Raw genomic sequence first — 24816 nt, forward strand, 5'->3', positions numbered from 1 at the left:
TAAAAACGATCTGCCTGCTCAGGCCGCAAACCAGCTGTTCTGACGCCAGTGCCTGCGCCAGATGAGCCACAGTGAGAGGCCGCGCAGCGCCAGGAAAACCGTTACCGCCAGCCATAAACCGTGATTGCCCAGCACCGGCACGCTCAGCAGCGTCAGAAAATAGCCTGCGGCTGCCACCACCATGCTGTTACGCATCTCACGTCCGCGCGTTGCGCCGATAAACATCCCATCCAGCAGATAACACCAGACGCCGATCAGCGGCATGATCACCTGCCAGACCAGATAGCGGTCGGCCGCCTGCTGCACTGTCTGAAGAGAGGTCAGCAGCATCACGATTTGCGGGCCGGTAAAGGCATAAACCAGCGAGAAGAAGAGCGCCACCGCCGCCGCCTGTCGGCAGGCAGAGTGCCAGACGCGCAGCAGTTTGCTGCCATCTTTTGCGCCATGCGCTTCGCCTGCAAACGCTTCGACAGCATAGGCAAAACCATCGAGCGCGTAGGCGGTAAAGGTAATGAACATCAGTAATACGGCATTCACCGCGACCACCTCCGGCCCCAGCCTGGCGCCCAGCACGGTCAGCGAGGCGAAACAGAGCTGCAGCATAAGAGAGCGCAGCATAATGTCCCGGTTGAGGCGCAGCAGCCGGGCGCTGTCACCGCGCCAGCTCTGTTTCAGCAGGCTGAACGAAATGCCACGCAGCTTCAGAACCCGCCAGACCATCATGCCGCCGACGCCCAGCGTGATATATTCCGCCAGTGCCGTGGCGGTGGCTGCCCCCGCAACGCCCCAGTGCAGCCCCATGACCAGCCAGAGGTCGAGCACGATATTCACCAGGTTCCCCACCACCAGCAGGATCACCGGCGCACGCGCATACTGCACGCCCAGCAGCCAGCCCAGAATCACCAGATTCGCCAGCGTGGCAGGCGCACTGAGCCAGCGGATCTGAATAAACAGTCCGGCCTGTGCCAGTACCAGAGGATCGCCGCCAACCAGATGGGTGGCCAGCTGAATAATGGGGTAACGCAGCGCGACAAACAGCAGACCCGCCAGCAACGCCATGATCAGCGGCTGGATCAGGGCGCGTGCCAGCGCCGCTTTGTCGCCTGCCCCGAAGGCCTGTGCCGTCAGGCCCGTGGTGCTCATGCGAAGGAAAAGCAGCAGCATAAAGAGGAAGCTGGTGACGGTCGTCCCGACCGCGACCCCGCCAAGATAGACGGGGCTGTCGAGATGACCAATCACTGCCGTATCGACCACGCCCAGTAAGGGAACGGTGATATTTGACAGGATCATGGGCAGCGCGAGCCGCCAGAGATTTTTATCGGTTGCCGTGATAAAGCGCATTCGCCATTCCGTGCTCAGTGTCGCTGCGCAGAGGCGGCAGCGACAAAATCAGGGCAGACAGAATAGCACCAGAAAAGGCGAATGCACGCAGGCGTCAGAATCAGAGCCATTCGCCGTTGCGTACGACACCCACGGCCAGACCTTCCACGGTCAGCGACTGGGCACGCGTATCGACAACAATCGGGTCGAAGTCGCTGTTTTCAGGCAGCAGATGCACGATAGCACCCTGCTTTTTCCAGCGTTTCACCGTCACTTCATCGTCAATGCGGGCCACCACGACCTGGCCATTGCGCACATCCTGCGTTTTATGCACCGCGAGCAGGTCACCGTCCATAATCCCGATATCTTTCATCGACATTCCGCTGACGCGCAGCAGGAAATCCGCCGAAGGTTTGAACAGGCCCGGATCGACTTTGTAATGCGTCTCGATATGTTCCTGCGCCATGATGGGCTCACCGGCAGCAACCCGGCCAATCAGCGGTATGCCTTCTGAGGCTTCTTCTTCCATTAACAGACGGATGCCGCGCGATGCGCCGGAGACAATCTCAATGACGCCTTTGCGCGCCAGCGCTTTCAGATGCTCTTCTGCCGCGTTTGGCGAACGGAAACCCAGCTGCGCGGCAATCTCGGCACGCGTAGGCGGCATGCCTGTTGAAGTAATATGGTCGCGAATCAGGTCATAGACCTGCTGCTGCCTGCTGGTTAATGCTTTCATCCCGCCCCCTGGTTGTTTATACAGTCGCTGTGAGTATATACAGGTATTGGCGAAATGAAAACCGATTGTCAGGGAAAACGCGGCCTGAGCCGCGTTATGGAAGGTTTATCGCAAATGTGTCCAGAGCAGCGCGATCCAGACAAACAGGGCCAGTAAGATAGCCAGCAGCACCGCTGCCGAACCCATATCTTTTGCCCGGCCCGCGAGCGGATGATGCTCCTGACCGATGCGATCGACCACCGCTTCAATGGCGCTATTGAGGATTTCGGCGATGACCACCAGCACCACCGACCCAATCATAAGGATGCGCGAGATCACATCAACGTCCAGCCAGCACGCGATAATGATCGCCGCCAGCGCAGCCAGGGCTTCCTGACGAAACGCCGCTTCATGTTGCCACGCGGCACGCAGCCCCTGCCAGGAGTAACCGGCGGCTTTTACTATTCTGATAAGTCCGGTGGCATTATTTGCCATGTGTGGGAACCCTTTTATCGGATTGACGTCAATGTCTGGGCTGCGTGCATTTGGCACCACCACAGATCTTCGCTGCACTTTCTGGTATGCTTGCGGCGCTTTGCTAACAAGAGGCTTCATGTTGTCTATGTCAGGTTGGCGTAAACTTTATTATAAATTGCTTAATTTACCACTCTCGTTTCTGGTAAAGAGTAAGGCCATTCCGGCCGATCCCGTGTCTGAACATGGTCTGGATCCGACCCGACCTATTATGTATGTTTTGCCTTACGATTCGAAGGCTGACTTACTGACTTTGCGCGCGCAGTGTCTGCGGCATCATCTGCCCGATCCGCTCTCTCCACTGGAGATTGATGGTTCCCTGCTGCCTCGCCACGTCTTTATCCACGATGGCCCGCGCGTCTTCCCCTATTTTGTACCCAGCGTGGAATCGGTGAAAATTTTCCACGATTACCTGGACCTGCATCGCAATAATCCCACGCTGGATATTCAGATGCTGCCCGTCACCGTGATGTTTGGCCGCGCACCGGGACGTGAAGTTCAGGGCGAAGCCACACCACACCTGCGGGTGCTGAACGGCGTGCAGAAGTTCTTTGCGGTCATCTGGCATGGGCGCGACAGCTTTGTCCGCTTCTCGCCGACCGTGTCGCTGCGGCGTATGGCCACGGAACATGGGACAGATAAGTCGATCGCGCAGAAGCTGGCCCGCGTCGCGCGTATCCATTTTGCCCGTCAGCGGCTGGCTGCGATTGGCCCGCGTTTACCGGCCCGTCAGGATCTGTTTAATCGCCTGCTGCAATCCAAAGCGATTGAAAAAGCCGTAGAAGATGAGGCGCGCAGCAAAAAAATCTCCCATGAGAAAGCGCAGCAGAATGCCGTCGAGATGATGGAAGAGATTGCGGCAAACTTCTCCTATGAAGCGATTCGCGTTACTGACCGGGTGATGGGCTGGCTCTGGAGCCGTCTCTATCAGGGCATCAACGTCAATGGCGGCGAAAAAGTGCGCCAGCTGGCGCAGGATGGTCATGAGATTGTCTACGTGCCCTGCCACCGCAGCCACATGGACTATCTGCTGCTCTCCTACGTGCTCTATCATCAGGGCCTGGTGCCGCCGCACATCGCAGCAGGCATCAACCTCAACTTCTGGCCAGCCGGTCCGATCTTCCGTCGTCTGGGTGCCTTCTTTATCCGTCGCACCTTTAAAGGCAACAAGCTGTACGCCACGGTATTCCGCGAATACCTCGGTGAGCTGTTCACCCGGGGTTACTCGGTTGAGTACTTTGTCGAAGGTGGCCGTTCACGCACGGGCCGTCTGCTGGACCCGAAAACCGGCACGTTAGCCATGACGCTGCAGGCGATGCTGCGCGGCGGCAATCGTCCCATCACGCTGGTGCCGATCTACATCGGATATGAGCATGTGATGGAAGTGGGTACTTACGCCAAAGAGCTGCGCGGCGCGGCAAAAGAGAAAGAGGGCTTCATGCAGATGGTGCGTGGCCTGCGTAAGCTGCGCAATCTCGGTCAGGGTTACGTTAACTTTGGCGAACCGCTGCCGCTGGTTAACTATCTCAACAAGCGCGTGCCGGAATGGCGTGACTCGATCGATCCGATTGAGCCACAGCGTCCCGGCTGGCTGACCCCGACCGTGAACGATATTGCGGCTCGCGTGATGGTGCGGATCAATGAAGCCGGCGCGGCTAACGCCATGAACCTCTGTGTTACGGCCCTGCTTGCCTCACGTCAGCGCTCACTTACCCGCGAACAGTTGATTGAACAGCTGGAGTGCTATACCCAGCTGCTGCGCAATGTGCCTTACTCGCCGAATGCGACCCTGCCCGATCTCTCTGCGGAAGCGCTGCTGGATCACGCCCTGGGCATGAACAAGTTTGAGAGTGAAAAGGACAGCATTGGCGACATCATCATTCTGCCGCGTGAGCAGGCGGTGCTGATGACCTATTATCGCAACAACATTCATCACATGCTGGTGATGCCGTCGCTGATTGCCGCCATTGTCCAGCAACACCAGACGCTGAGCGAAGCGGAACTGCTGCGTCAGGTCAGCCTGATCTATCCAATGCTTAAGAGTGAACTCTTCCTGCGCTGGGAGACGGATGAGCTGCCGCAACTGCTGACTGAACTGAGTCAGGAGCTGGCGCGTCAGGGTCTGATTACGCTTGAGGCCGGTGAACTGCGCTTTACCGCAGCGCGCTATCGCACGCTGCAACTGCTGGCCGCCGGTGTGCGTGAAACGCTGCAGCGTTATGCCATTACCTTCTCGATTCTCAGCGCCAAGCCGACAATTAACCGCGGCACGCTGGAGAAAGAGAGCCGGACGCTGGCACAACGTCTCTCCGTGCTGCACGGTATCAACGCCCCGGAGTTCTTCGACAAAGCGGTCTTTACCTCACTGGTACTGACGCTGCGTGATGAAGGCTATATCAGTGACAGCGGAGATGCGGATGTGGCGCAGACCCAGGCCACCTGGCACATCCTGGCTGACCTTGTGACCAGCGATGTCCGGATGACCATTGAAACGGCTGTCGCGCACGACTGATACCCGCGTAAAGCAAAAAAGGCGACCTCAGGGTCGCCTTTTTTATGTCGCACAGGGCTGTCTGGCAGGCTTCTTACAGCAACGAAGAACCTGACGCGCAGGGGACAGGGACAGAAGAGGAAAGCGTCCCGCGCCAGGGAAGGCGCGGGCCGAGCCGTCATGGATGACAGCTTTTGCGTCTTTCCGATCTGGCCCTGTCCCCTGCGCAGGCGCGGTCTTCCCGCTATGACAGGCTGCCTTTCCAGTCAGAACAGCTGAGTGAACGGCGGCGTATTCATTAAAATGCCGAGGAACAGCACCATCCCGACATAGTTGTTATTGAGGAAAGCCTGGAAACAGGGCTGACGTTCGCGCCCGGCTATCAGCTTCTGCTGATAAACAAACAGGGCGGCAGCCAGCAGCAGCGTCCAGTAGAAGGCGCTGTTCAGGTGCAGCATCGTCCCCACCCACGCCATCAGCAGCAGGGTCGCCAGTTGCAGCAGACCAATAATCAGCTTGTCGAAGCGACCAAATAAAATGGCGGTCGACTTCACCCCAATCTTCAGGTCATCGTCCCTGTCCACCATCGCATACTGCGTATCGTAAGCAACCGTCCAGCAGATGTTGGCAATGAACACCAGCCAGCAGACCAGAGGTAAGGACTCACTAACTGCACACCAGGCCATAGGGATCGCCCAGCCAAATGCGGCCCCCAGTACGACCTGCGGCAGATGGGTATAGCGCTTCATAAAGGGATAGACCCAGGCCAGCGCCAGCCCCACCACGGAAAGCATGATGGTCATCAGGTTCATGGTCAGCACCAGCGCAAAAGCCACCAGCCCCAGAATCACAAACAGCAGCTTCGCTTCTCTGGCACTCACCGCGCCGCTGGCCAGCGGCCGATGTCGGGTGCGCTCAACGTGACCATCCACTTTGCGATCGGCATAGTCATTGATGACACAACCCGCCGCCCGCATCACAAAGACCCCGGCCACAAACACCGCCAGCACCGGTAACGGCGGCATCGCCATGTCAGCCAGCCAGAGTGCCCAGAGCGTGGGCCACATCAGCAGCAGCGTGCCGATCGGTTTATCGATGCGCATCAGGCGGCTGTAGTCCCGCCATTTATTCATACTTAAGCTCTTTTCCACCACAAAATCCTCAGACCAGATCGCGATAGAGCGGCGATGCCGGTAAAAACAGTTCAGTCAGCAGCAGCGGCTTGCCGGAGAGGCGCAGACGCGACCGCCGTCCCCACAATGCATCAATCTGTCCGGGTTCAATAAAATCGCGGGTCAGCGTCGAAGAGGAGAAAAGATAGCGGCCCAGAGGACGGGTACCCAGCTGCTGCAGCATCGCCTCAGGCCCGTTGAGGGTGCTTTCCGGCACCAGGGTGCGGCCCGCCAGCCAGGGCTGATCGTCGCCGAACAGCAGCACTTCACGCAGCCAGAAGCGTTCATCATCCGGCAACAGGGCGCGTTCCTCGCCCAACTCGCTGGCGTCGATAAAGCCTTCGCGCAATGGCTGAACCGTCACCCGCTGACAATGCTGTTCAAAACGGCGCGTCATTGAATCCTCTTCCATCAGCCAGTCGAGCAACGGCGGCGCGAGGGCTGCCTGCGATGGAGAAAGCCAGTTGAGCGCACCTAATAAGCTGAGCGCGTCTTGAGACATAGCACCACTCCCGGTAATTTTGAGGTCGGTAGTTTAGCGCAGAGACGCGATGCGAACACCTGCCGTCGTACCAGACGGCAGGTGAATTATTCGCGTTTCAGCCGGTTGCTGTTTGCCAGCCACAGCGTAATGACCAGCATCAGTATCGCCGCCGAGTAGCAGAGCGTATCGAAGGGATTTTTGTGATCGACAATAATCAGGCGGATGATCGCCGTAATGCCGATGTAGACAAAATAGCGCAGCGGAAAGTGATAGCCGGACTGAAAGTACTTCACTATCAGGGCAATAAATTCGAAGTAGAGGAAATAGATCACGATTCCCTCAATCAGCAGATAGGAAGAGGCCTGCTCGCCGGTATTAAACAGCACGTTTGCCAGATGGATCGTCTCTTTGCCTAAAAAGACGATCAGGATGATCGCCAGACTCAGCAGGCCCACATTCAGCACCCATTGCAGTGCTGTTGCAAGGTGGCGGGCCAAAGGATTTTTGTCACTCATGTTGCGCCTTAAAATGGAGTTATCAGCGCGCATCATCATGCGCGAGTGTGATGTAAATCACAATAACTCCTCAGGCTTCGACATCCACACAGAGTGCATCATAGCGCCAGTATTCACAGTCGCAGTCGATCACCGCTTTTTGCTGATTGCGGTTGATGCGGGTGATCAGCAGGCCGGGGCTGCCGGTCGCCACATTTAGCGCAGGTGCGGCAACGTCCGGCAGCGGGCCGGGCAGAATGGTAAAGCGCGCGCCACCGTAACGAATACCGTAGCGCTGGTCATAGAGGTCGGTCAGGGAGCGCGTCAGATCTTCCTCCAGCAGGCCAGGGAAAAAGTGCGGATTCAGGTAGTGTTCCACATAGAGTACCGCGCGCCCATCAATGCGCCGCAGACGGCGGATGCAGTAGACCACCGAGCCAGGGGCCAGACCCAGTGCTGTCGCCACGGCGTCCTGCGCGGCTACCTCGCCAGCCGCAATAACCTCCGTCGTCGCTCGCCGCCCCTGCTCCGTCGCCATCGCATGAAAGTGGCTGTGGTGCAGCGGGTTGTAGACCAGCCGCGGCGGCGCGATAAACCAGCCCCGACGCAGCTCACGGTAGATCATCCCCTGCGCTTCCAGCTTGCCCAGCGCTTCACGCAGCGTGATCCGCGTGGTGCTGAAAGCCTCGCTCAGGGCGCGTTCCGCCGGCAACCGCCCGCTCTGAAACTCGCCATCCCGGATACGGCTCAGCAGTGCACTGGCGATCGCCTCCGCCGTTTTGAGTGCGATTGACTCCACAACAGTAGCCTCATTCTGGTGCGACTCCGCACTATAACTGTTCAGGTTAACGCGCCTGTGACGGGCGGATGACCCGGGTCTGCTGCCTTTCTTCCCCCGTATCGCGCGGTTCTGTCATAAATCGTTCATATACAGGGGATACATTGGCTCGGTTCTTGCTGGACTAGACCAGTCAGGCCCCTCAACTTACACCCGGAGCAACTGAGATGAAAGCGTTTATCGCCTCTGTAGTAGCCAGTGCTGTAGTGCTCACCCTGCCCGTCGCGCAGGCCGCCGATAACGACCTCGCCGCGCTGGAAAAAGCGGCGCGCAGTGAAGGCCAGGTCAACAGCGTCGGGATGCCGGACAGCTGGGCCAACTGGAAGGAGACCTGGAGCGATCTCAACAGCAAATATGGCCTTAAGCACAGCGACACCGATATGTCATCGGCGCAGGAGCTGGCGAAATTTGATGCGGAGAAAGATAACGCCAGCGCTGACATCGGCGATGTCGGCGCGGCCTTTGGCCCCATCGCCGTGGCGAAAGGGCTGACGCTGCCATATAAACCGACCCACTGGGATCAGATCCCGGCCTGGGCCAAAGATAAAGAGGGTCACTGGGCGCTGGCCTATACCGGCACCATTGCTTTCCTGATCGACAAGCAGCAGGTTAAGGATATCCCCCACAGCTGGGCCGATCTGAAAAAAGGTAAGTATGTGGTTACTATCGGTGATGTCGGCGTGGCAGCTCAGGCAGCCAACGGTGTGCTGGCGGCAAACTACGCATTAGGCGGCGACGAGAAGAACCTGAAACCGGCGCTGGCATTCTTTGCTGACCTGGCAAAACAGGGGCGTCTTGGCGTGACCGATCCGGTGATCGCCAACATCGAAAAAGGGGAAGTGCAGATGGCGGTGGTGTGGGACTTTAACGCCCTTAACTACCGTGACCAGATTGATAAAAGCCGCTACGAAGTGGTGATCCCCTCTGACGGTTCTGTGACTTCCGGTTACACCACCCTCATCAACAAATATGCGAAACATCCTGCCGCGGCAAAACTGACGCGCGAATATATCTTCTCAGACCAGGGTCAGATTAACCTGGCGAAGGGCTATGCCCGTCCGATTCGTGCCGAGCATCTGACGCTGCCTGCGGATGTTCAGGCTCGCCTGCTGCCGCAGTCAGAGTATAAAAATGCCCGTCCGGTTAAAGATCAGGCCGCCTGGGATAAATCGTCAAAAATGCTGCCGCGCCTGTGGCAGGAAAACGTCATCATCAACATGCAGCAGTAACCTGCGGCGGGGAGAGGAAATGAAGACTATCCTGGTGGTGCTGGATGGGCTGAGCAATCAGGTCGCACAACATGCAATGGGTTATCTGCATGCCGAATGTTCGCAGGGCAACGGCTTTTACTACCGTCTGACCTGTGAACTGCCCTCGCTGTCGCGGCCGCTTTATGAGTGCATCCTGACCGGCGTCCCGCCGGTCAGAAGCGGCATTATTCACAATGGCGTCAGCCGGTTAAGTCGCGAGCGCAGCATCTTTCACTTTGCCCGTGCGGCGGGCCTGACCACCGCGGCGGCGGCCTACCACTGGGTGAGTGAACTTTATAACCGCACCCCGTTTGTTCCGGCGCGCGATCGTCATACGGACGCGCCGGAACTGCCGATTCAGTATGGTCATTTTTACTCTGACGACAGCTATCCCGATTCGCATCTGTTTGAAGACGCAGAGAGCCTGCGGCTGCGTCACGATCCCGACTTCCTGCTGATCCACCCGATGAACATCGACGACGCCGGTCATAAATCGGGACTCTCCTCACCGCAGTACCGCAACCGGGCGCGCATCGCCGACGGCCTGCTGTCGCTGTGGATGCCGCTGTGGCTGGCCGAGGGCTATCAGGTGATGGTGACCGCCGATCACGGTATGAATGACGATCGCTCCCATGGCGGCATTCTGCCTGAGGAGACCACGGTGCCGCTGTTTGTCTTTGGCCGGGCCTTCTCGCTGCAGCCTGATCTGGCACCGCAGCAGACCGATCTGTGCGGCACCCTGTGCGAACTGCTTGAGGTGCCGCATGACAAACCGGTCTGCCGCGGGCTGCTGGCGGAGCCACAGAGATGAGAAGAAAAGGCTTTGCCCTGCTGCTGCTGCTGCCGTTTGCCCTGTTCTGGGTCGCCTTTCAGCTGGCACCGCTGCTGTGGATCGCCATCAACAGCTTCTGGAGTGAGATGAACAGCCAGTGGGGCTGGGATAACTATCACGACATCCTGACCTCGCCCTTTTATCAGCAGGCGTTTCGTTTTTCGCTCGATATTTCGCTCTGGTCAAGCGTCTATGGATTAGTGATTGCGCTGGTTACCGGCTACTCCCTGCATCAGCTCGGCGGCGGGCGACTGCAGCGTTTCCTGCTCTCCTTTACCAACATGACCAGCAATTTTGCCGGTGTCCCGCTCGCCTTCGCCTTTGTGATCCTGCTGGGGCTGAACGGCTGTCTGACGCTGCTGCTGCGTCACTACGGGCTGATTGAGAGCTTCCGGCTCTTTTCGCGCAACGGCATGGTGCTGGTCTACACCTGGTTCCAGATCCCGCTGGGCGTGCTGCTGCTCTACCCGGCGTTCGACGGACTGAAGAAAGAGTGGCAGGAGTCAGCGGCTCTGCTGGGGGCCAGCCGCTGGCACTACGGGTGGCACATCGCCCTGCCGATTCTGTTTCCGGCGCTGCTTGGCACCTTTGTCATTCTGCTGGCGAACGCGCTGGGGGCGTACGCCACCATTTATGCCCTGACTACCGGAAACTTTAACGTGGTGCCGGTGCGCATCGCCGCGCTGGTCTCCGGGGATATCTCGCTGGCCCCCAACACCGGCAGCGCGCTGGCGATGCTGCTGGTGGCGATTATGGCGCTGATCACCCTGGTGCAGCAGTATCTGGTGCGCCGCAGCTATCTCAACGCGAAACAGCCCTGAAGGAGCCGTCATGTCATCTGCTGAGCGCCTGTATCACCGGATAATGGTGGGGGTACTTTTTCTCCTGCTGGCCCTGCCGCTGGCGGCCACGCTGCTCTACGCGATCGCCTCTGACTGGAGTAATACCATTCTGCCGCAGGGCTATAGCCTGAAGTGGTTCATCCAGCTCTGGAGTGACCCGCGTTTTCTGACGGCACTGGGCCATTCCCTGCTGATTTGCTTTGGTGCGCTGCTCTTCTCGCTGCTGCTGGTGCTGCCTGCCATGTTTGTAATCGCTTACTACTATCCACGGCTGGATGCGGTGATGAACATTCTGATCCTGATGCCCTTTGCCGTACCGCCGGTGGTCTCATCAGTGGGTTTGCTGCAGCTCTACTCTTCCTCCCCGCTGATGCTGACCGGCACACCGTGGATACTGATTGGCTGTTATTTCACCATCGCGCTGCCCTTTATCTATCGGGCGCTGGCGAACAATATGCAGGCCATCAACCTGAAAGAGCTGATCGACGCCGCGCAGCTGCTGGGTGCCAGCACCTGGCAGGCGGCACTCTGGGTGGTGCTGCCCAACCTGCGCAAAGGGATGCTGATTGCGGTTCTGCTCTCCTTCTCCTTTCTGATTGGCGAATTTGTCTTTGCTAACCTGCTGGTCGGCAACCGCTATGAAACCCTGCAGGTCTATCTCTACAACATGCGCAACGGCAGCGGTCACTTCACCAGCGCGCTGGTGATCTCCTATTTCTTTGTGGTGCTGCTGGTCACCTGGCTGGCTAACGCCCTGAATCCCGAACGAGGCTGAGTATGAGTTATCTTGAGGTCAGATCGCTGAATAAACGCTATGGACCCACCCCCATTTTCGAGGAGATCGATTTCAGCGCGGCAGAAGGTGAGTTTGTTACCCTGCTCGGCCCCAGCGGCTGCGGTAAATCGACGCTGCTGCGCTGTCTGGCCGGTTTAACCGGCGTCGACAGCGGCGAAATCCGGCTGGCGGGTCAGGATATTGTGCCGCTGGCGCCGCAGAAGCGCGCCATCGGTATGGTGTTCCAGAGCTACGCACTCTTTCCCAACATGACGGTAGAGAAAAACGTCGCGTTTGGCCTGAAGATGCAGAAGCTGCCCGACGCAGAGATCCGCCAGCGGGTGCCGGAGGTGCTGGAGCTGGTGGAACTCAGCGACTATGCGCGCCGTTATCCGCATCAGCTGTCGGGCGGGCAGTGTCAGCGCGTGGCTCTGGCGCGTTCGCTGGTGACGCGTCCGCGTCTGCTGCTGCTGGATGAGCCACTGTCGGCGCTGGATGCGCGAATCCGTCGCCATCTGCGCGATCAAATCCGCCGCATCCAGCGCGAGCTGAACCTCACGACCCTTTTCGTCACCCACGATCAGGAGGAGGCGCTGACGCTCTCCGATCGTATTGTGCTGATGAACCGGGGTAAAATCGTGCAGAACGGCGATGCCGAAGCGCTCTACACCCAGCCGGCTGACCTCTTCGCCGCCGGGTTTATCGGTAACTACAACCTGCTCAGCGCTGAGCAGGCGACGCGGCTGACCGGCCAGCCTTTTCACAGCCAGGTAGCGATTCGTCCGGAATCGATGCAGTTCACGGCGCAGGGCCAGGGCATTCCTGCGGTCATCCTCAGCCACAGCCTGCTGGGCAACGTCATCCGCTACCGTATCCGGGCGCAGGATGTGGAACTTTCGGTGGATGTGCTTAACCGATCGGCGGCGGATTTGCATCCCGCTGGCAGTCAGATTGGTCTACAATTAGCGATGTCGACTTTGCGCCAGGTGGCTTAAAACACAGGAAAAAATCAGGCAAAGCACGGCAATCCCTTTTCACAGATTGCTCTCTCCGTCAGGCTGGCAGTCTGTGCTTTAAGCCTGACTCTGGAGGATCAACCCCCCGTGTTAACTCTGCTTAATTTACTCTCCGCTGTGGCCCTGCTGGTCTGGGGCACGCATATCGTCCGCACCGGCATCATGCGGGTTTACGGCGCCGATCTGCGCCGCGTCCTCAGCCGCAGCATAGAAAAGAAACCGATGGCCTTTCTGGCGGGCATTGGTGTGACCACGCTGGTGCAGAGCAGCAATGCCACCACCCTGCTGGTCACCTCCTTTGTGGCGCAGAACCTGGTCAGCCTGACCCCCGCGCTGGTAGTGATTCTGGGGGCGGATGTCGGCACCGCGATCATGGCGCGTATCCTGACGTTTGATCTCTCCTGGCTCTCGCCGCTGTTTATCTTTTTTGGCGTGGTCTTCTTTCTCAGCCGTAAGCAGACCCGAGCCGGACAGCTAGGCCGGGCCAGCATCGGACTGGGTCTGATCCTGCTGGCACTGCAGCTGATTGTTGAAGCCGCCCGCCCGATTACCCAGGCCGCCGGGGTCCAGGTGCTCTTCTCCAGCCTGACCGGCGATGTGATGCTCGATGCCCTGCTGGGCGCGGTCTTCGCCATTATCAGTTACTCCAGCCTGGCTGCGGTGCTGATCACCGCCACGCTGACCGCCACCGGGGTGATCTCTTTTAAGGTGGCGCTCTGTCTGGTGATTGGTGCCAACCTGGGCAGCGGCCTGCTGGCCCTGATCAACGCCAGCGGCTCCAATGCGGCGGGCAAGCGTGTGGCGCTCGGCAGCCTGCTGTTTAAGCTGATCGGCTGCGTGGTGATCCTGCCCTTTGTCGATATCGTGGCGACATGGCTGGATAAGCTGCCGGTGAACGATGAGGAGCTGGTGATCTTCTTCCACGTCTTCTACAACCTGGTTCGCTGCGTGGCGATGGTGCCCTTTGCTGACCTGATGGCGCGCCTCTGCCGTCGTCTCATCGCCGACGATGTGGACACCACTCTGCAGCTGAAACCGAAGCATCTGGACCGCAGCGCGCTGGATACCCCGGCGCTCGCCCTGGTGAATGCCGCCCGCGAGGCGCTGCGCATGGGCGACGTGCTGGAGCAGATGCTGGAGGCGTTTAATAAGGTGATGCATGGGGAATCGCGCGAGGAGCGCACGGTGCGGCGGCTGGATGATGATGTCGATGTGCTCTACACCGCCATCAAACTCTATCTGGCGCGGATGCCGAAAGAGGATCTGCCGGAAGAGGATTCGCGACGCTGGGGGGAAATCATTGAGATGTCGCTCAATCTGGAGCAGGCCGGCGACATCATTGAACGGATGAGCGGCGATGTGGCGGATAAGTCGCTGGCGGCGGGCCGCGCCTTCTCAGCCGAGGGACTGAAAGAGCTGGAAGGCCTGCAGGAGCTGCTGATTAGCAATCTCAGAATGAGTCTGTCGGTGTTTCTGTCGCACGATGTCACCAGTGCCAAACGGCTGCGCCGCGCGAAACATCGTTTCCGTCTGATGATTCGCCGCTACTCGCACGCGCACGTTGACCGCCTGCATCAGCAGAACGTGCAGAGTATTGAGACCAGTTCGCTGCACCTCGGTTTGCTCGGTGACATGAAGCGTCTCAACTCACTGTTCTGCAGCGTCGCCTATACCGTGCTGGAGCAGCCCGACGATGAGCGTGATTATGAATAAGCGCGCAGAGGAGGGAAACCTCTGCGCGCCATCGGTGTTACGGCTTCTTGATCGGCTTTCCGGACCAGTAGCCCGCCAGCAGTGAACCTGACAGGTTGTGCCACACCGAGAACAGCGCGCCCGGCAGGGCCGCCAGCGGCGAGAAGTAGAGCTTGCCCAGCGTCGCCGCCAGACCGGAGTTCTGCATCCCGACCTCCAGCGCCAGCGTGCGGCAGGTTGACTCATCAAAGCCAAACAGCTTGCCTCCCCAGTAACCGCCCAGCAGACCAATGGCGTTATGCAGGATCACAGCGGCGATCACCATCAGGCCCACCGATCCGATAAAGCTCTGACTGCCCGCCACAACTGCGCTGATGATCAGCAGAATACAGATCATTGAAAACGCAGGCAGCCAGGGCTCGACCCGGCGAACCACGCTGTTCATGCTGTGATGAATGATCAGCCCGAGGCTGATCGGGATCACCACGATTTTCACGATGCTCAGCAGCATCCCCACCACATCCACCTGAATATGGGTGTCCACATAAAAGCGGGTCAGCAGCGGCGTGGCGAATACGCCCACCAGCGCCGAGACGGAGGAGATCGTGACCGACAGCGCCACATCCCCCTTCGCCAGATAGATCATCACGTTGCTGGCAGTGCCGCTGGCGACGCTGCCGACCAGAATCATCCCCGCAGCGAGATCGGGCGGCATATGGAACAGTTTTGCCAGCGCCCAGGCAGCTAACGGCATCACCAGATAGTGCAGAAAGGTACCGGCAATTACGGGTGCGGGGCGGGTCAGCACGCGTTTAAAATCGTCAATATTGAGCGTCACGCCCATGCCAAACATGATCAGCATCAGCAGATACGTGACCCACGGCCCGATGCCAAGAAACGTTCCGGGCGAGTAATACGCGGCGACAGATAACAGCACGGCCCAGAGCGGGAACAGGCGGGTTAAAGTGGCGAGCATGGCCAGACTTCCTTATAAGAGTGTTGTGTTTTATGCAGAGTTGCCCCTGAAGCACGCCATACAGGAACGACTGCTGACGCGGGCGGGATCATAACATTTCGTTATCACGACGTAAGGCGAACATGCGGCGGGGCGGGAAAATGCGGATCGACTGCTGCCGATCCGCTGCAAATCGACGAAATTACGCTGCTTTATCCTCTAAACTGCGGTAGATCACACCACCCACCACACCACCGATAACCGGCATCAGCCAGAACATCCACAGTTGTGAGAGTGCCCAGTCCCCCTGGAACAGGGCTACTGCCGTGCTGCGAGCCGGGTTAACCGAGGTGTTGGTCACCGGAATCGTCACCAGATGAATCAGGGTTAACGCCAGGCCAATCGCAATCGGCGCAAAGCCTTTCGGCGCGCGTTCGCTGGTGGCCCCCATGATGACGATCAGGAAGATGGCGGTCATCATGACTTCGCTGATCATGCCCGCCTGCAGGCTGAAGCCGCCCGGCGAATGCGCGCCGTAACCGTTAGCCGCGAAGCCGCTGGCGGCGGCACTGAACTCGCCTCTGCCGCTGGCGATCAGCCAGAGCACCGCACCAGCCGCAATGCCACCCGCCAGCTGCGCGAGGATGTAAGGGATAGCCTGCGCCGCGGGAAAACGTCCGCCTGCCACCAGGCCCAGGGTGACCGCCGGGTTAAAATGACCGCCTGAAATGTGTCCGACCGCATAGGCCATGACCAGCACGCTCAACCCGAACGCCAGCGCCACGCCCAGAAAGCCAATGCCCAGCTGCGGAAACGCGGCAGACAGCACGGCACTCCCGCAACCGCCCGCCACCAGCACAAAGGTGCCCAGCGCTTCTGCGATTAACCTTTTCATGATATTTCCTGTGATTGGGTGAATGGATTTTGCGGCGGGATTATAAAACTGCGCAGGCTGATAGCAACGCAAGTACATGAAATGGCAGGATAAAAGGGTTGCCATTTGGCAACAGGAAATAATAACCCTTTGTAAAAAGGGGATTTATCCGGGATGACTTAACGCGGGGGAAAACCGGCCAGGGTGACCCGGCCGGACGCTTTTTCAGGCCGCGCTGAGGCGGCCTGAGAAAACAGAGAGGCTTACTCGAACAGATTGCGGTGCAGCGTACGCACCACGCTTTCTGCATCGTTGCCCGGCACCAGGAAGCAGAGGTTGTAGCTGCTGGCACCGTAGCAAATCATGCGCAGGTTGAATGGGTCGAGCACACCAAACACCTCTTTGCCAACGCCGCAGGCTTTAGAGAGCTGGTTGCCGATAATCGCCACCAGCGCCAGATCTTCTTCTACTTCTACGCGGCAGAGCGACGAGAGTTCCGTCAGCAGCGCCTGGGTCAGCAGGCTGGCACTGGTAGAGGTGGAGCCGGTGGTGTCGAGCGTCAGCGCCACGCTCACTTCCGAGGTGGTGATCAGATCGACCGAGACGTTGTGGCGCGCCAGAATGTTGAACAGTTCGGCGAGGAAACCAAACGTATGCAGCATGTTCAGGCTGTGCAGCGTTAACAGCGTCTGCTTGCGACGCAACGCCAGCGCCCGGAACAGCGGCGGGTTGCGGGTTTCGTTGCAGACGCGGGTTCCTCCCGCGGCCGGATCCTTGCTGGAGCCGACAAAGACCGGGATACCGCGGCGTACGGCGGGCAGCAGCGTGGCCGGATGCAGCACTTTCGCGCCAAACGTCGCCATTTCAGCGGCTTCTTCAAAGGTGATTTCATCAATACGCTTCGCGGTCGGCACCACGCGCGGATCGGTGGTGTAGATACCCGGCACATCGGTCCAGATATCCACGCGCGCCGCGTGAAGGGCTTCGCCAAGCAGCGCTGCGGTGTAATCACTGCCGCCACGGCCTAACGTGGTGGTGCGTCCTTCACTTTCACTGCCGATGAAGCCCTGGGTCACAACCAGCGCCTGCGCGATGCGCGGCTGCAGCTGCTCCGTCGCCTGCGTTGCCAGCACGTCGACGTCCGGTACAGCCCGGCCAAAGCGATCGTCGGTGCGCAGCACTCTGCGGACGTCAAACCACTCCGCATTGACCTGGCGTTCACGCAGAATTTCAACAAACAGCAGGGAGGACATGAGCTCGCCGTGACTGACCAGTTCATCGGTCAGGGCACTTGAGGTGGCCAGCGAAGCGGCTTCGGAGAGCATACTGATATTGTCGATCATCCGATCGATTTCATCACGGATCACATCCGGACGCTGCAGACGATCCACAATGGCATACTGGATACGGCGGATATCATCGAGCAGAACGGCACGCTGGGCAGCGGGCTGGCCTTCAGCCAGCGAAACCAGCAGATTGGTGATGCCCGCCGAGGCGGAAAGCACCACCAGACGGGTGCTGGCATCCTGCAGCACCACATCAGCGCTGCGATTCATCGCTTCAAAATCAGCGACGCTGGTGCCGCCAAATTTTGCCACAATCAGTGTTTGAGACATGTAGTAGAACCTCGTGTCAGGTTATCTTGTTCCCGCCATTGAGAAAGGGGTCGGGAAACATTCTTTCAGCCAGGCACAAGGAAAGAGCAGAAACGGGCAGACCAGATCGGGTAGACGAGTCACCCAGAAGCGCCCCACCTTGCGAAACGTCGACTGCACGTTTCTGGTGACAACCCAGAGGATTCAGCCCCTGTAGCCGACAGGCAACACACCGCGTGCTGACCCACCTCGGCGTCGCTCCCCATCATGTGTTTTCGCCGGATACGGTTCCTCCAACACACTGCCTGGGCGACGCGCCTCTTCTGGCTTGCGCACAGGTGCGCAAGTAGGCGCATACATTTAGCCTTTTCTGGCCCTGCTGTCAATGTCAGCATGGCTGGCGCGCCGCATCAGAAAACAAATCTGCCTGCGCCACAGCGTCTAGAGTGCTGGGTGGGTTCAGTCCGACGCGCCCTTTTTTCTGCGAAGCTTAATGGGTTCAGCCGTTGCATTCATTCCTGATTCGGCACAACGTTTTGTATGGCCTTTCGCGTCACACTCGGTCGGACGTTGTCACTGCCCTCTCCGGCTGTTCGCGCCAGTGAATGCTGGCGACAGGATGCGGGCTTTCCGCTCCCCTGCCCGGAGCGCGCTGACAAAATTTTTCCTTTCAGTTACAACTGTGGTCATACTGAAACGCTAAACGGGGTCGATGTGACCCGATGGGATGACGGTTCTTTTTATCAACAAGAGTGTTGCCATGAAAAATATCAATCCGACACAAACCGCAGCCTGGAAAGCGCTGCAACAGCATTTTGAGCAGATGAAATCGGTGGAAATTGCCGATCTGTTTGCTGAGGATGCCGATCGTTTTGCCAAATTCTCTGCCACCTTTGATGATCAGATGCTGGTGGATTTCTCCAAAAACCGCATCACCCAGGAAACCCTCGATAAGTTACAGGCTCTGGCGAGAGAGACCGATCTCAGCGGTGCCATTAAGTCTATGTTCTCGGGTGAGAAGATTAACCGGACCGAAGATCGTGCGGTGCTGCACGTCGCGCTGCGTAACCGCAGCAACACCCCAATTCTGGTGGATGGCAAAGATGTGATGCCGGAAGTGAACGCGGTGCTGGATAAGATGAAAGGCTTCTCCGAGCGTATCATCAGCGGCGAGTGGAAAGGCTATACCGGTAAAGCGATTACGGACGTGGTAAACATCGGTATCGGCGGCTCCGACCTCGGCCCGTTTATGGTGACTGAGGCGCTGCGCCCGTATAAAAACCACCTGAACATGCACTTTGTTTCTAACGTTGACGGCACCCACATCGCCGAAACGCTGAAAGATCTCAGCCCGGAAACCACCCTGTTCCTGGTCGCATCGAAGACCTTTACCACGCAGGAAACCATGACCAACGCCCACAGTGCGCGTGACTGGTTCCTGAAAACGGCTGGCGATCAGCAGCACGTGGCGAAACACTTTGCGGCGCTCTCCACCAACGCCAAAGCGGTGGGCGAGTTTGGCATCGACACCAACAACATGTTTGAATTCTGGGACTGGGTAGGCGGTCGCTATTCGCTCTGGTCTGCCATCGGCCTGTCGATCATTCTCTCTATCGGTTTCGATAACTTCGAGCAGCTGCTGAGCGGCGCGCACGCTATGGATCAGCACTTCGCCTCGACGCCTGCTGAACAGAACCTGCCGGTGCTGCTGGCGCTGATTGGTATCTGGTACAACAACTTCTTTGGTGCCGAAACCGAAGCGATCCTGCCTTACGACCAGTACATGCACCGCTTTGCGGCCTATTTCCAGCAGGGAAATATGGAGTCAAACGGCAAGTATGTGGATCGCGACGGTCACCCGGTGGACTACCAGACCGGTCCTATTATCTGGGGCGAACCGGGCACCAACGGTCAGCATGCGTTCTATCAGCTGATCCATCAGGGAACCAAGCTGGTGCCGTGCGACTTTATTGCACCCGCCATCAGCCATAATGCCCTCGCCGACCACCATCCGAAGCTGCTTTCCAACTTCTTTGCGCAGACCGAAGCGCTGGCCTTTGGTAAGTCACGCGACGTGGTGGAGAAAGAGTTTACGGATGCCGGTAAATCTGCAGAGTCCGTGGCCCATATCGTGCCGTTCAAAGTCTTTGAAGGTAACCGCCCGACCAACTCTATCCTGCTGCGTGAGATTACCCCATTCAGCCTGGGTGCGCTGATTGCCCTGTATGAACATAAAATCTTCACTCAGGGTGCCATCCTGAATATCTTCACCTTCGATCAGTGGGGTGTGGAATTAGGGAAGCAACTGGCGAACCGCATTCTGCCGGAACTGGAAAATGATGAACAGATTACCAGTCATGACAGTTCCACTAATGCCTTAATTAATCGCTATAAGTCCTGGCGTTAATCGGCTTTAAATTAATCAGGCGGCACATTTGCCGCCTTTTTTTGTCTCTGTTTACGCCCTGTCTGGCGCTTTATGGATACACAGACCGTCACTGGCGCGGGAAAATTCCGAAAGTCACCTAAGACAATTCTGAACATTGCCGGATCATACCCGCCAATACCCAGTATAAAATGGACCTGAAAAGTGTCGTTACCCTGGGTTAACCCTTGATTCATAATCCTATTTAATTTTAGCAATCCTGAGTAAATTCTGATTATTCTTATTCCGTACCAGATATTAATAAAAGAGAACATTACGCTTTGCAATTCTTTAACCCGCAGCGAAATATCTGGCATCAGGCCGAAATACTCCGATATAAAAGGCGGTTATCTCCAATCCGACTGATTAAATCACGCCATCACCTCCCCCGCAGCCCTGGTTTTTATAGCGCTGAACTCTGATATTTTGTTGCCCTATAATGAACGCGCCCGCAATGGGACTGCCTGTCGCTCTGGTCATAGCTTGTCTGTATAGCCAGGGTCGTCAGGCGGAGATCCTTCATTCACTCAATGCAGGAAACGTTGTTATGAAAAAAACTATGGTTGCCGGTGCAGCCCTGATCCTCGTTGCCGCCTCATCCAGCGCCTTTGCCGCGCCGGAAGAAGCGGGTTCCGCAGCTGGCGCGCAGGCGGGAGCAATCTCGTCCGGCACGTCGACCGCTGTCGGTATCGGTGCGCTGGGCGCGCTGGTCGGGATCGGGATCGCCGCTTCTGGCGGTGGTGACGGTGCAAATACCGGTACAACAACCACAACCACGACGAGCACAACTCGTTGATGGAAACCCGAAACGCGTCTGATTGCTGACCGGTGACTCACGGGCAACGCTGACGTTTCAGCGACGCCACACAGTCCGCCGTTTTGCCGCCAGACGTAACGGGCAGAGCACCTTTAAACATAACCACACGTCTGTGTGGTTATTTTTACTTTGGCATGACTTATCAGGGACACACAGTGCGCCAACTTCCTCTGCTGCTCGCTTGCCTGCTGCTGCAGGCCTGTACACAAACGCAAAAAGGTCTTGAACAGACCCTGCTGCTCGCGGTTAACGGTCCTGACGACGTCACCGTAACCGATCAACAGGTCAACAATCTGCCCTACGCCAGTCTCTATGCCCGGCTGAATGAGGGACCGCGTATTTTCGTGGTGCTGGGCTACAACGAGAATGGTCAGCAGAAATGGGTGACTCAGGATCAGGCGATGCTGGTCACACAGCATGGGCGCCTGGTAAAAACCCTGGGCTTACCGGATAACCTGCTGAGCGTCAGCAATCTGCAGCAGGACCCGCTGGCTGCCCCCCTTCACCTCAGCAATGGCGCAGGCTGGACCCGCATCGTGCAGTGGACCGAACAGGGCAAGGTTCGCGGCGCGACCGTGCGTTCCACCTTTGCGCGCGGCACCGATGAAGTCCTGACCCTCGCGGGCAACCGCATTCCCTGCCGCGTCTGGCATGAGCAGGTGAGCATCGACAGCAGTAACCGCACGTGGGAAAACACCTTCTGGATCGATAACAGCAGCGGCGATGTGGTGCAGGCCCATCAGATGCTGGCGGCAGATGCCTTCCCTGTAGACACCACTATTCTGAAGCCGGCGAAATCATGAAAAAAATAACATTTTTGCTGGCCGGGCTGAGCCTGCTCAGCAGCGCAGGCGCGCAGGCGACGGCGCAGGTGATTGTCCACGCACCGCATAATGGCGGTCAGGCTGAACTGAGCCAGATTGCCGATCTCGCCCAGCTGGTGACGCTTCCTCCGCTGCAGGCGAACACGGACTGGCGCCGTACTTTTATTGCCGAGCGCGGTGCCAGCGCCGTGGCACAGCAGCACTATCAGCAGACGCTGGGCGAGCTGCGCGCGTGGCGTGCCGACAGCAGTGGCGACCGGGCGGCGGCCATTGATGAGGTGATCCGCCAGCTGAGTGCGATCAGGGTAACAGGCCGCCAGTTTACCTCGCTCGACCCGGACTGGATCCGTCTGCATCCGGCAGACAACCGTCGTCTGGAAGGCAGCTATGACCTCTGGCTGCAAACCCCGTCCGATTCCGTGCTGCTGCTCGGCGCGCTGAGTGGGGCAGGCAAAGTGAGCTGGCAACCGGGAAAATCCGTACGTGACTATCTTGCGGAGCATTCGTTACTTTCCGGGGCAGAACGCAATTTTGTTACGGTGATTGCCCCGTCGGGTGCCACGCAGCAGGTGCCGGTAGCGTACTGGAATCATCGCCATGTGGAAGTGGAGCCAGGCAGCATTATCTGGCTCGGCTTTTCATCGTGGAGCCTGCCAGGCGCCTATGAAGATCTCAACGATCGCCTCCTCTCCGTACTGACTCACCGGATACCAGACTGATGAAAAAACGTTATCTCTTCAGCCTGCTGGCTGTTTCCGTGGCGGCAGCCTGTCAGGCGCAGGCTGACACCTGGCCTGCGCCGGTGGGACCTTCACAATCTGATTTTGGCGGCGTGGGCCTGATGCAGGTGCCGACCGCGCGCATGGCCAGAGAGGGGGAATTCAGCCTCAATGCCCGCGACAACGATCAGTATCGCTACTACTCCGCATCGCTGCAGCTGTTCCCGTGGCTGGAGACGACCGTGCGTTACACCGACGTGCGTACCCGCCAGTACAGTGCGGTCTCTGAATTCAGCGGCACGCAGAGCTATAAAGATAAAGCCTTCGACCTGAAACTGCGTCTGTGGCAGGAAGGATTCTGGCTGCCGGAAGTGGCGGTCGGCACCCGCGATCTCGGCGGCACAGGCCTGTTCGACAGCGAATATCTGGTGGCGACCAAGGCCTGGGGGCCGTTCGACTTTACGTTCGGTCTCGGCTGGGGCTATCTCGGCAACAGCGGCACGGTGAAGAACCCCTTCTGTTCCTACAGCGACAGCTACTGTCAGCGTCCACGGGTCGGCGAAGCGGGTTCCATCAACGGCTCGCAGATGTTCCACGGTCCGACGGCGCTGTTTGGCGGTATTGAGTATCAGACCCCCTGGCAGCCGCTGCGCCTTAAAATGGAGTATGAGGGTAACGACTATCAGAATGACTTTGCTGGCCGTCTGGAGCAGCGCAGCAAGCTGAACGTCGGGGCGATTTACCGTGTGACCGACTGGGCGGATATCAACGCCAGCTACGAACGCGGCAACACCTTTATGTTTGGTGTTACCCTGCGCACGAACTTTAACGATCTGCGCCAGGCGCACATCGACAGCGAGAAGCCCGCCTACAATCCGCAGCCGCAGCCGCGTCTGCTGGAGCCGACCGTGGTGGGGAATCAGCTTACCGACCTGAAATATAACGCCGGTCTCGATGGCCCGCGTATTCAGACACAGGGGCATACGCTCTATGTCTCCGGTGAGCAGACCAAATATCGCGATACCCGCGAAGGCGTCGATCGCGCTAACCGCATCATCATGAATCATCTGCCGGACGGCATCGACACCATCAATGTCACCGAGTCGCGCTTTAATATGCCGCAGGTCACTACGGAAACGCAGGTCGCCAGCCTGCGTAACGATCTGCAAGGCTATCCGCTGGGCCATGAGCAGCCGCTGCAGCAGACGCGCAAAGATCCGGTCGATCCGGGCACTACTGAGCAGGGGATGTTTATCCGCAAAGATCGCCTGAATTACAGCCTGTCACCGGTGCTGAATCAGTCGGTGGGCGGCCCGGAGAGTTTCTATATGTATCAGGTCGGCGTGATGGGTAACGTCGATTACTGGCTGACCGACCACCTGCTGGTGGGGGGCAGTCTGTTTGGCAACCTCGCCAACAACTACGATAAGTTCAACTATAACGGCGCACCGGCCGACTCATCGCTGCCGCGCGTGCGTACCCACATCCGTGACTACGTCGAGAATAACGTCTACGTTAACGATCTGCAGGCCAACTATATGGGCCACCTCGGTAACGGCTTCTATGGTCAGGTCTACGGCGGTTATCTGGAGACGATGTATGGCGGCGTGGGCGGCGAGGTGCTCTATCGTCCGGTCGATGCGAACTGGGCGGTGGGCGTCGATGCCAACTACGTCCGGCAGCGTGACTGGGACAACATGATGCAGTTCAACCGCTATAAAGCCTCAACCGGCAACCTGACCGGCTACTGGCGTCCGTGGTTTATGCAGGATGTGCTGGTGAAAGCCAGCGTCGGTCAGTATCTGGCGAAAGATAAAGGCGTGACGGTTGATGTTTCCAAGCGCTTTGACAGCGGCGTGATGGTGGGGGTGTATGCCACGAAAACCAACGTCTCCTCGGAAGAGTATGGCGAGGGTGACTTCACCAAAGGCTTCTATATCTCCGTGCCGATGGATCTGTTCACCGTGACGCCAACACGCGGTCGCGCGCAGGTTAACTGGGTGCCGCTGACGCGCGATGGCGGTCAGATGCTGGGTCGTAAGTACCAGCTGTATGATCTGACGTCCGATCGCGACGCGCGCTTTAACTAAGCAGAGGCGGCCTCGTTCAGACGGCGGCCGGACGTAAAGCGATGGGAGCATACGCCTGAAGC

Annotated in this window: 22 protein-coding genes and 1 riboswitch; of the genes, 12 read left to right on the top strand and 10 right to left on the bottom strand. The window is 58.3% G+C overall.

Annotated features, from left to right (window positions below):
* Positions 1 to 18: 18 nt before the first annotated feature.
* From dinF to CKF42_RS18470, 3 genes are all read right to left on the bottom strand, one after another.
* Positions 19 to 1341, bottom strand: coding sequence for an MATE family efflux transporter DinF (gene dinF / locus CKF42_RS18460; RefSeq protein ID WP_111208875.1), 1323 nt, complete (start codon positions 1339 to 1341; stop codon positions 19 to 21).
* A gap of 100 nt (positions 1342 to 1441) precedes the next feature.
* A complete protein-coding gene (lexA, locus tag CKF42_RS18465) occupies positions 1442 to 2056 on the bottom strand; it encodes a transcriptional repressor LexA (protein ID WP_009092614.1) in 615 nt (204 codons plus the stop codon).
* 105 nt (positions 2057 to 2161) lie between these two features.
* Positions 2162 to 2530 (bottom strand): diacylglycerol kinase, encoded by a 369-nt coding sequence (locus CKF42_RS18470; protein WP_111208876.1) that lies wholly within the window; start codon positions 2528 to 2530, stop codon positions 2162 to 2164.
* Between the two features lie 127 nt (positions 2531 to 2657).
* Here CKF42_RS18470 and plsB point away from each other — a divergent pair, with 127 nt between their 5' ends.
* Positions 2658 to 5081 (top strand): glycerol-3-phosphate 1-O-acyltransferase PlsB, encoded by a 2424-nt coding sequence (plsB, locus tag CKF42_RS18475; protein ID WP_009092616.1) that lies wholly within the window; start codon positions 2658 to 2660, stop codon positions 5079 to 5081.
* A gap of 245 nt (positions 5082 to 5326) precedes the next feature.
* Here the strand turns inward: plsB and ubiA are convergent, their stop codons facing one another.
* From ubiA to CKF42_RS18495, 4 genes are all read right to left on the bottom strand, one after another.
* Positions 5327 to 6193 (bottom strand): 4-hydroxybenzoate octaprenyltransferase, encoded by an 867-nt coding sequence (gene ubiA / locus CKF42_RS18480; protein ID WP_369974609.1) that lies wholly within the window; start codon positions 6191 to 6193, stop codon positions 5327 to 5329.
* Positions 6194 to 6221: 28 nt separating this feature from the next.
* Positions 6222 to 6734, bottom strand: a complete 513-nt coding sequence (gene ubiC / locus CKF42_RS18485; RefSeq protein ID WP_058956993.1) for a chorismate lyase — start codon at positions 6732 to 6734, stop codon at positions 6222 to 6224.
* Between the two features lie 86 nt (positions 6735 to 6820).
* Positions 6821 to 7231, bottom strand: coding sequence for a phosphate-starvation-inducible protein PsiE (gene psiE / locus CKF42_RS18490; RefSeq protein WP_009092619.1), 411 nt, complete (start codon positions 7229 to 7231; stop codon positions 6821 to 6823).
* A gap of 70 nt (positions 7232 to 7301) precedes the next feature.
* Positions 7302 to 8009: a UTRA domain-containing protein gene (locus tag CKF42_RS18495; protein ID WP_009092620.1), complete on the bottom strand. Its 708-nt coding sequence runs from the start codon at positions 8007 to 8009 to the stop codon at positions 7302 to 7304.
* A 206-nt stretch (positions 8010 to 8215) separates the two neighbouring features.
* Between CKF42_RS18495 and CKF42_RS18500 the strand changes: the two genes are divergently transcribed.
* The 6 genes from CKF42_RS18500 to CKF42_RS18525 all read left to right on the top strand — a co-directional run bounded on the left by CKF42_RS18500 (position 8216) and on the right by CKF42_RS18525 (position 14476).
* On the top strand, positions 8216 to 9277 hold the full coding sequence (locus CKF42_RS18500; RefSeq protein ID WP_111208878.1) for an ABC transporter substrate-binding protein: 1062 nt from the start codon (positions 8216 to 8218) through the stop codon (positions 9275 to 9277).
* Between the two features lie 19 nt (positions 9278 to 9296).
* Complete coding sequence (locus CKF42_RS18505; protein ID WP_111208879.1) at positions 9297 to 10109, top strand: alkaline phosphatase family protein; 813 nt, start codon at positions 9297 to 9299, stop codon at positions 10107 to 10109.
* Positions 10106 to 10951 carry an ABC transporter permease subunit gene (locus CKF42_RS18510; RefSeq protein WP_111208880.1) on the top strand — a complete coding sequence of 282 codons (846 nt, stop codon included), beginning with the start codon at positions 10106 to 10108 and terminating at the stop codon, positions 10949 to 10951. Before CKF42_RS18505 ends, CKF42_RS18510 begins: the two co-directional genes overlap by 4 nt.
* 10 nt (positions 10952 to 10961) lie before the next feature.
* Positions 10962 to 11747, top strand: coding sequence for an ABC transporter permease (locus CKF42_RS18515; RefSeq protein ID WP_111208881.1), 786 nt, complete (start codon positions 10962 to 10964; stop codon positions 11745 to 11747).
* Positions 11748 to 11749: 2 nt separating this feature from the next.
* Positions 11750 to 12742, top strand: a complete 993-nt coding sequence (locus tag CKF42_RS18520) for an ABC transporter ATP-binding protein (protein WP_111208882.1) — start codon at positions 11750 to 11752, stop codon at positions 12740 to 12742.
* A 108-nt stretch (positions 12743 to 12850) separates the two neighbouring features.
* The gene (locus tag CKF42_RS18525; protein WP_111208883.1) at positions 12851 to 14476 is read left to right on the top strand and encodes a Na/Pi cotransporter family protein; all 1626 of its coding nucleotides are present in this window, start codon (positions 12851 to 12853) and stop codon (positions 14474 to 14476) included.
* A gap of 37 nt (positions 14477 to 14513) precedes the next feature.
* Here CKF42_RS18525 and panS read toward each other — a convergent pair whose 3' ends face one another.
* From panS to lysC, 3 genes are all read right to left on the bottom strand, one after another.
* A complete protein-coding gene (gene panS / locus CKF42_RS18530; protein ID WP_009092628.1) occupies positions 14514 to 15431 on the bottom strand; it encodes a ketopantoate/pantoate/pantothenate transporter PanS in 918 nt (305 codons plus the stop codon).
* A 181-nt stretch (positions 15432 to 15612) separates the two neighbouring features.
* A complete protein-coding gene (gene aqpZ / locus CKF42_RS18535; RefSeq protein WP_111208884.1) occupies positions 15613 to 16305 on the bottom strand; it encodes an aquaporin Z in 693 nt (230 codons plus the stop codon).
* Between the two features lie 242 nt (positions 16306 to 16547).
* A complete protein-coding gene (lysC, locus tag CKF42_RS18540) occupies positions 16548 to 17900 on the bottom strand; it encodes a lysine-sensitive aspartokinase 3 (protein WP_009092631.1) in 1353 nt (450 codons plus the stop codon).
* Between the two features lie 119 nt (positions 17901 to 18019).
* Positions 18020 to 18210, bottom strand: a riboswitch (Lysine riboswitch).
* Positions 18211 to 18639: 429 nt separating this feature from the next.
* Between lysC and pgi the strand changes: the two genes are divergently transcribed.
* The 5 genes from pgi (at position 18640) to CKF42_RS18570 (ending at position 24754) form a co-directional block, all read left to right on the top strand.
* Positions 18640 to 20286, top strand: coding sequence for a glucose-6-phosphate isomerase (gene pgi / locus CKF42_RS18545; RefSeq protein ID WP_009092632.1), 1647 nt, complete (start codon positions 18640 to 18642; stop codon positions 20284 to 20286).
* 565 nt (positions 20287 to 20851) lie between these two features.
* Positions 20852 to 21100, top strand: a complete 249-nt coding sequence (yjbE, locus tag CKF42_RS18555) for an exopolysaccharide production protein YjbE (RefSeq protein ID WP_009092634.1) — start codon at positions 20852 to 20854, stop codon at positions 21098 to 21100.
* A 176-nt stretch (positions 21101 to 21276) separates the two neighbouring features.
* Positions 21277 to 21924: a YjbF family lipoprotein gene (locus CKF42_RS18560; protein WP_009092635.1), complete on the top strand. Its 648-nt coding sequence runs from the start codon at positions 21277 to 21279 to the stop codon at positions 21922 to 21924.
* Entirely contained in the window at positions 21921 to 22664 is a 744-nt protein-coding gene (locus CKF42_RS18565) for a capsule biosynthesis GfcC family protein (RefSeq protein ID WP_111208886.1), read from the top strand. Before CKF42_RS18560 ends, CKF42_RS18565 begins: the two co-directional genes overlap by 4 nt.
* Complete coding sequence (locus CKF42_RS18570) at positions 22664 to 24754, top strand: YjbH domain-containing protein (RefSeq protein WP_046100999.1); 2091 nt, start codon at positions 22664 to 22666, stop codon at positions 24752 to 24754. The genes CKF42_RS18565 and CKF42_RS18570 overlap by 1 nt, the downstream gene beginning before the upstream one ends.
* Positions 24755 to 24816: the final 62 nt, after the last annotated feature.

The sequence above is a fragment of the Pantoea sp. ARC270 genome (assembly GCF_003236725.1).
Taxonomy (GTDB): domain Bacteria; phylum Pseudomonadota; class Gammaproteobacteria; order Enterobacterales; family Enterobacteriaceae; genus Pantoea; species Pantoea anthophila.

Bases quoted from the DNA above. Each gene is read 5' to 3' on its own strand.
- CKF42_RS18515 (WP_111208881.1), top strand. From the start codon at position 10,962: ATGTCATCTGCTGAGCGCCTGTATCACCGGATAATGGTGGGGGTACTT.
- aqpZ (WP_111208884.1), bottom strand. From the start codon at position 16,305: ATGAAAAGGTTAATCGCAGAAGCGCTGGGCACCTTTGTGCTGGTGGCG.
- panS (WP_009092628.1), bottom strand. From the start codon at position 15,431: ATGCTCGCCACTTTAACCCGCCTGTTCCCGCTCTGGGCCGTGCTGTTA.
- CKF42_RS18505 (WP_111208879.1), top strand. From the start codon at position 9,297: ATGAAGACTATCCTGGTGGTGCTGGATGGGCTGAGCAATCAGGTCGCA.
- psiE (WP_009092619.1), bottom strand. From the start codon at position 7,231: ATGAGTGACAAAAATCCTTTGGCCCGCCACCTTGCAACAGCACTGCAA.
- pgi (WP_009092632.1), top strand. From the start codon at position 18,640: ATGAAAAATATCAATCCGACACAAACCGCAGCCTGGAAAGCGCTGCAA.
- CKF42_RS18565 (WP_111208886.1), top strand. From the start codon at position 21,921: ATGAAAAAAATAACATTTTTGCTGGCCGGGCTGAGCCTGCTCAGCAGC.
- CKF42_RS18520 (WP_111208882.1), top strand. From the start codon at position 11,750: ATGAGTTATCTTGAGGTCAGATCGCTGAATAAACGCTATGGACCCACC.
- lexA (WP_009092614.1), bottom strand. From the start codon at position 2,056: ATGAAAGCATTAACCAGCAGGCAGCAGCAGGTCTATGACCTGATTCGC.
- yjbE (WP_009092634.1), top strand. From the start codon at position 20,852: ATGAAAAAAACTATGGTTGCCGGTGCAGCCCTGATCCTCGTTGCCGCC.
- CKF42_RS18510 (WP_111208880.1), top strand. From the start codon at position 10,106: ATGAGAAGAAAAGGCTTTGCCCTGCTGCTGCTGCTGCCGTTTGCCCTG.
- ubiC (WP_058956993.1), bottom strand. From the start codon at position 6,734: ATGTCTCAAGACGCGCTCAGCTTATTAGGTGCGCTCAACTGGCTTTCT.
- lysC (WP_009092631.1), bottom strand. From the start codon at position 17,900: ATGTCTCAAACACTGATTGTGGCAAAATTTGGCGGCACCAGCGTCGCT.
- CKF42_RS18570 (WP_046100999.1), top strand. From the start codon at position 22,664: ATGAAAAAACGTTATCTCTTCAGCCTGCTGGCTGTTTCCGTGGCGGCA.
- CKF42_RS18500 (WP_111208878.1), top strand. From the start codon at position 8,216: ATGAAAGCGTTTATCGCCTCTGTAGTAGCCAGTGCTGTAGTGCTCACC.
- CKF42_RS18470 (WP_111208876.1), bottom strand. From the start codon at position 2,530: ATGGCAAATAATGCCACCGGACTTATCAGAATAGTAAAAGCCGCCGGT.
- plsB (WP_009092616.1), top strand. From the start codon at position 2,658: ATGTCAGGTTGGCGTAAACTTTATTATAAATTGCTTAATTTACCACTC.
- ubiA (WP_369974609.1), bottom strand. From the start codon at position 6,193: ATGAATAAATGGCGGGACTACAGCCGCCTGATGCGCATCGATAAACCG.
- dinF (WP_111208875.1), bottom strand. From the start codon at position 1,341: ATGCGCTTTATCACGGCAACCGATAAAAATCTCTGGCGGCTCGCGCTG.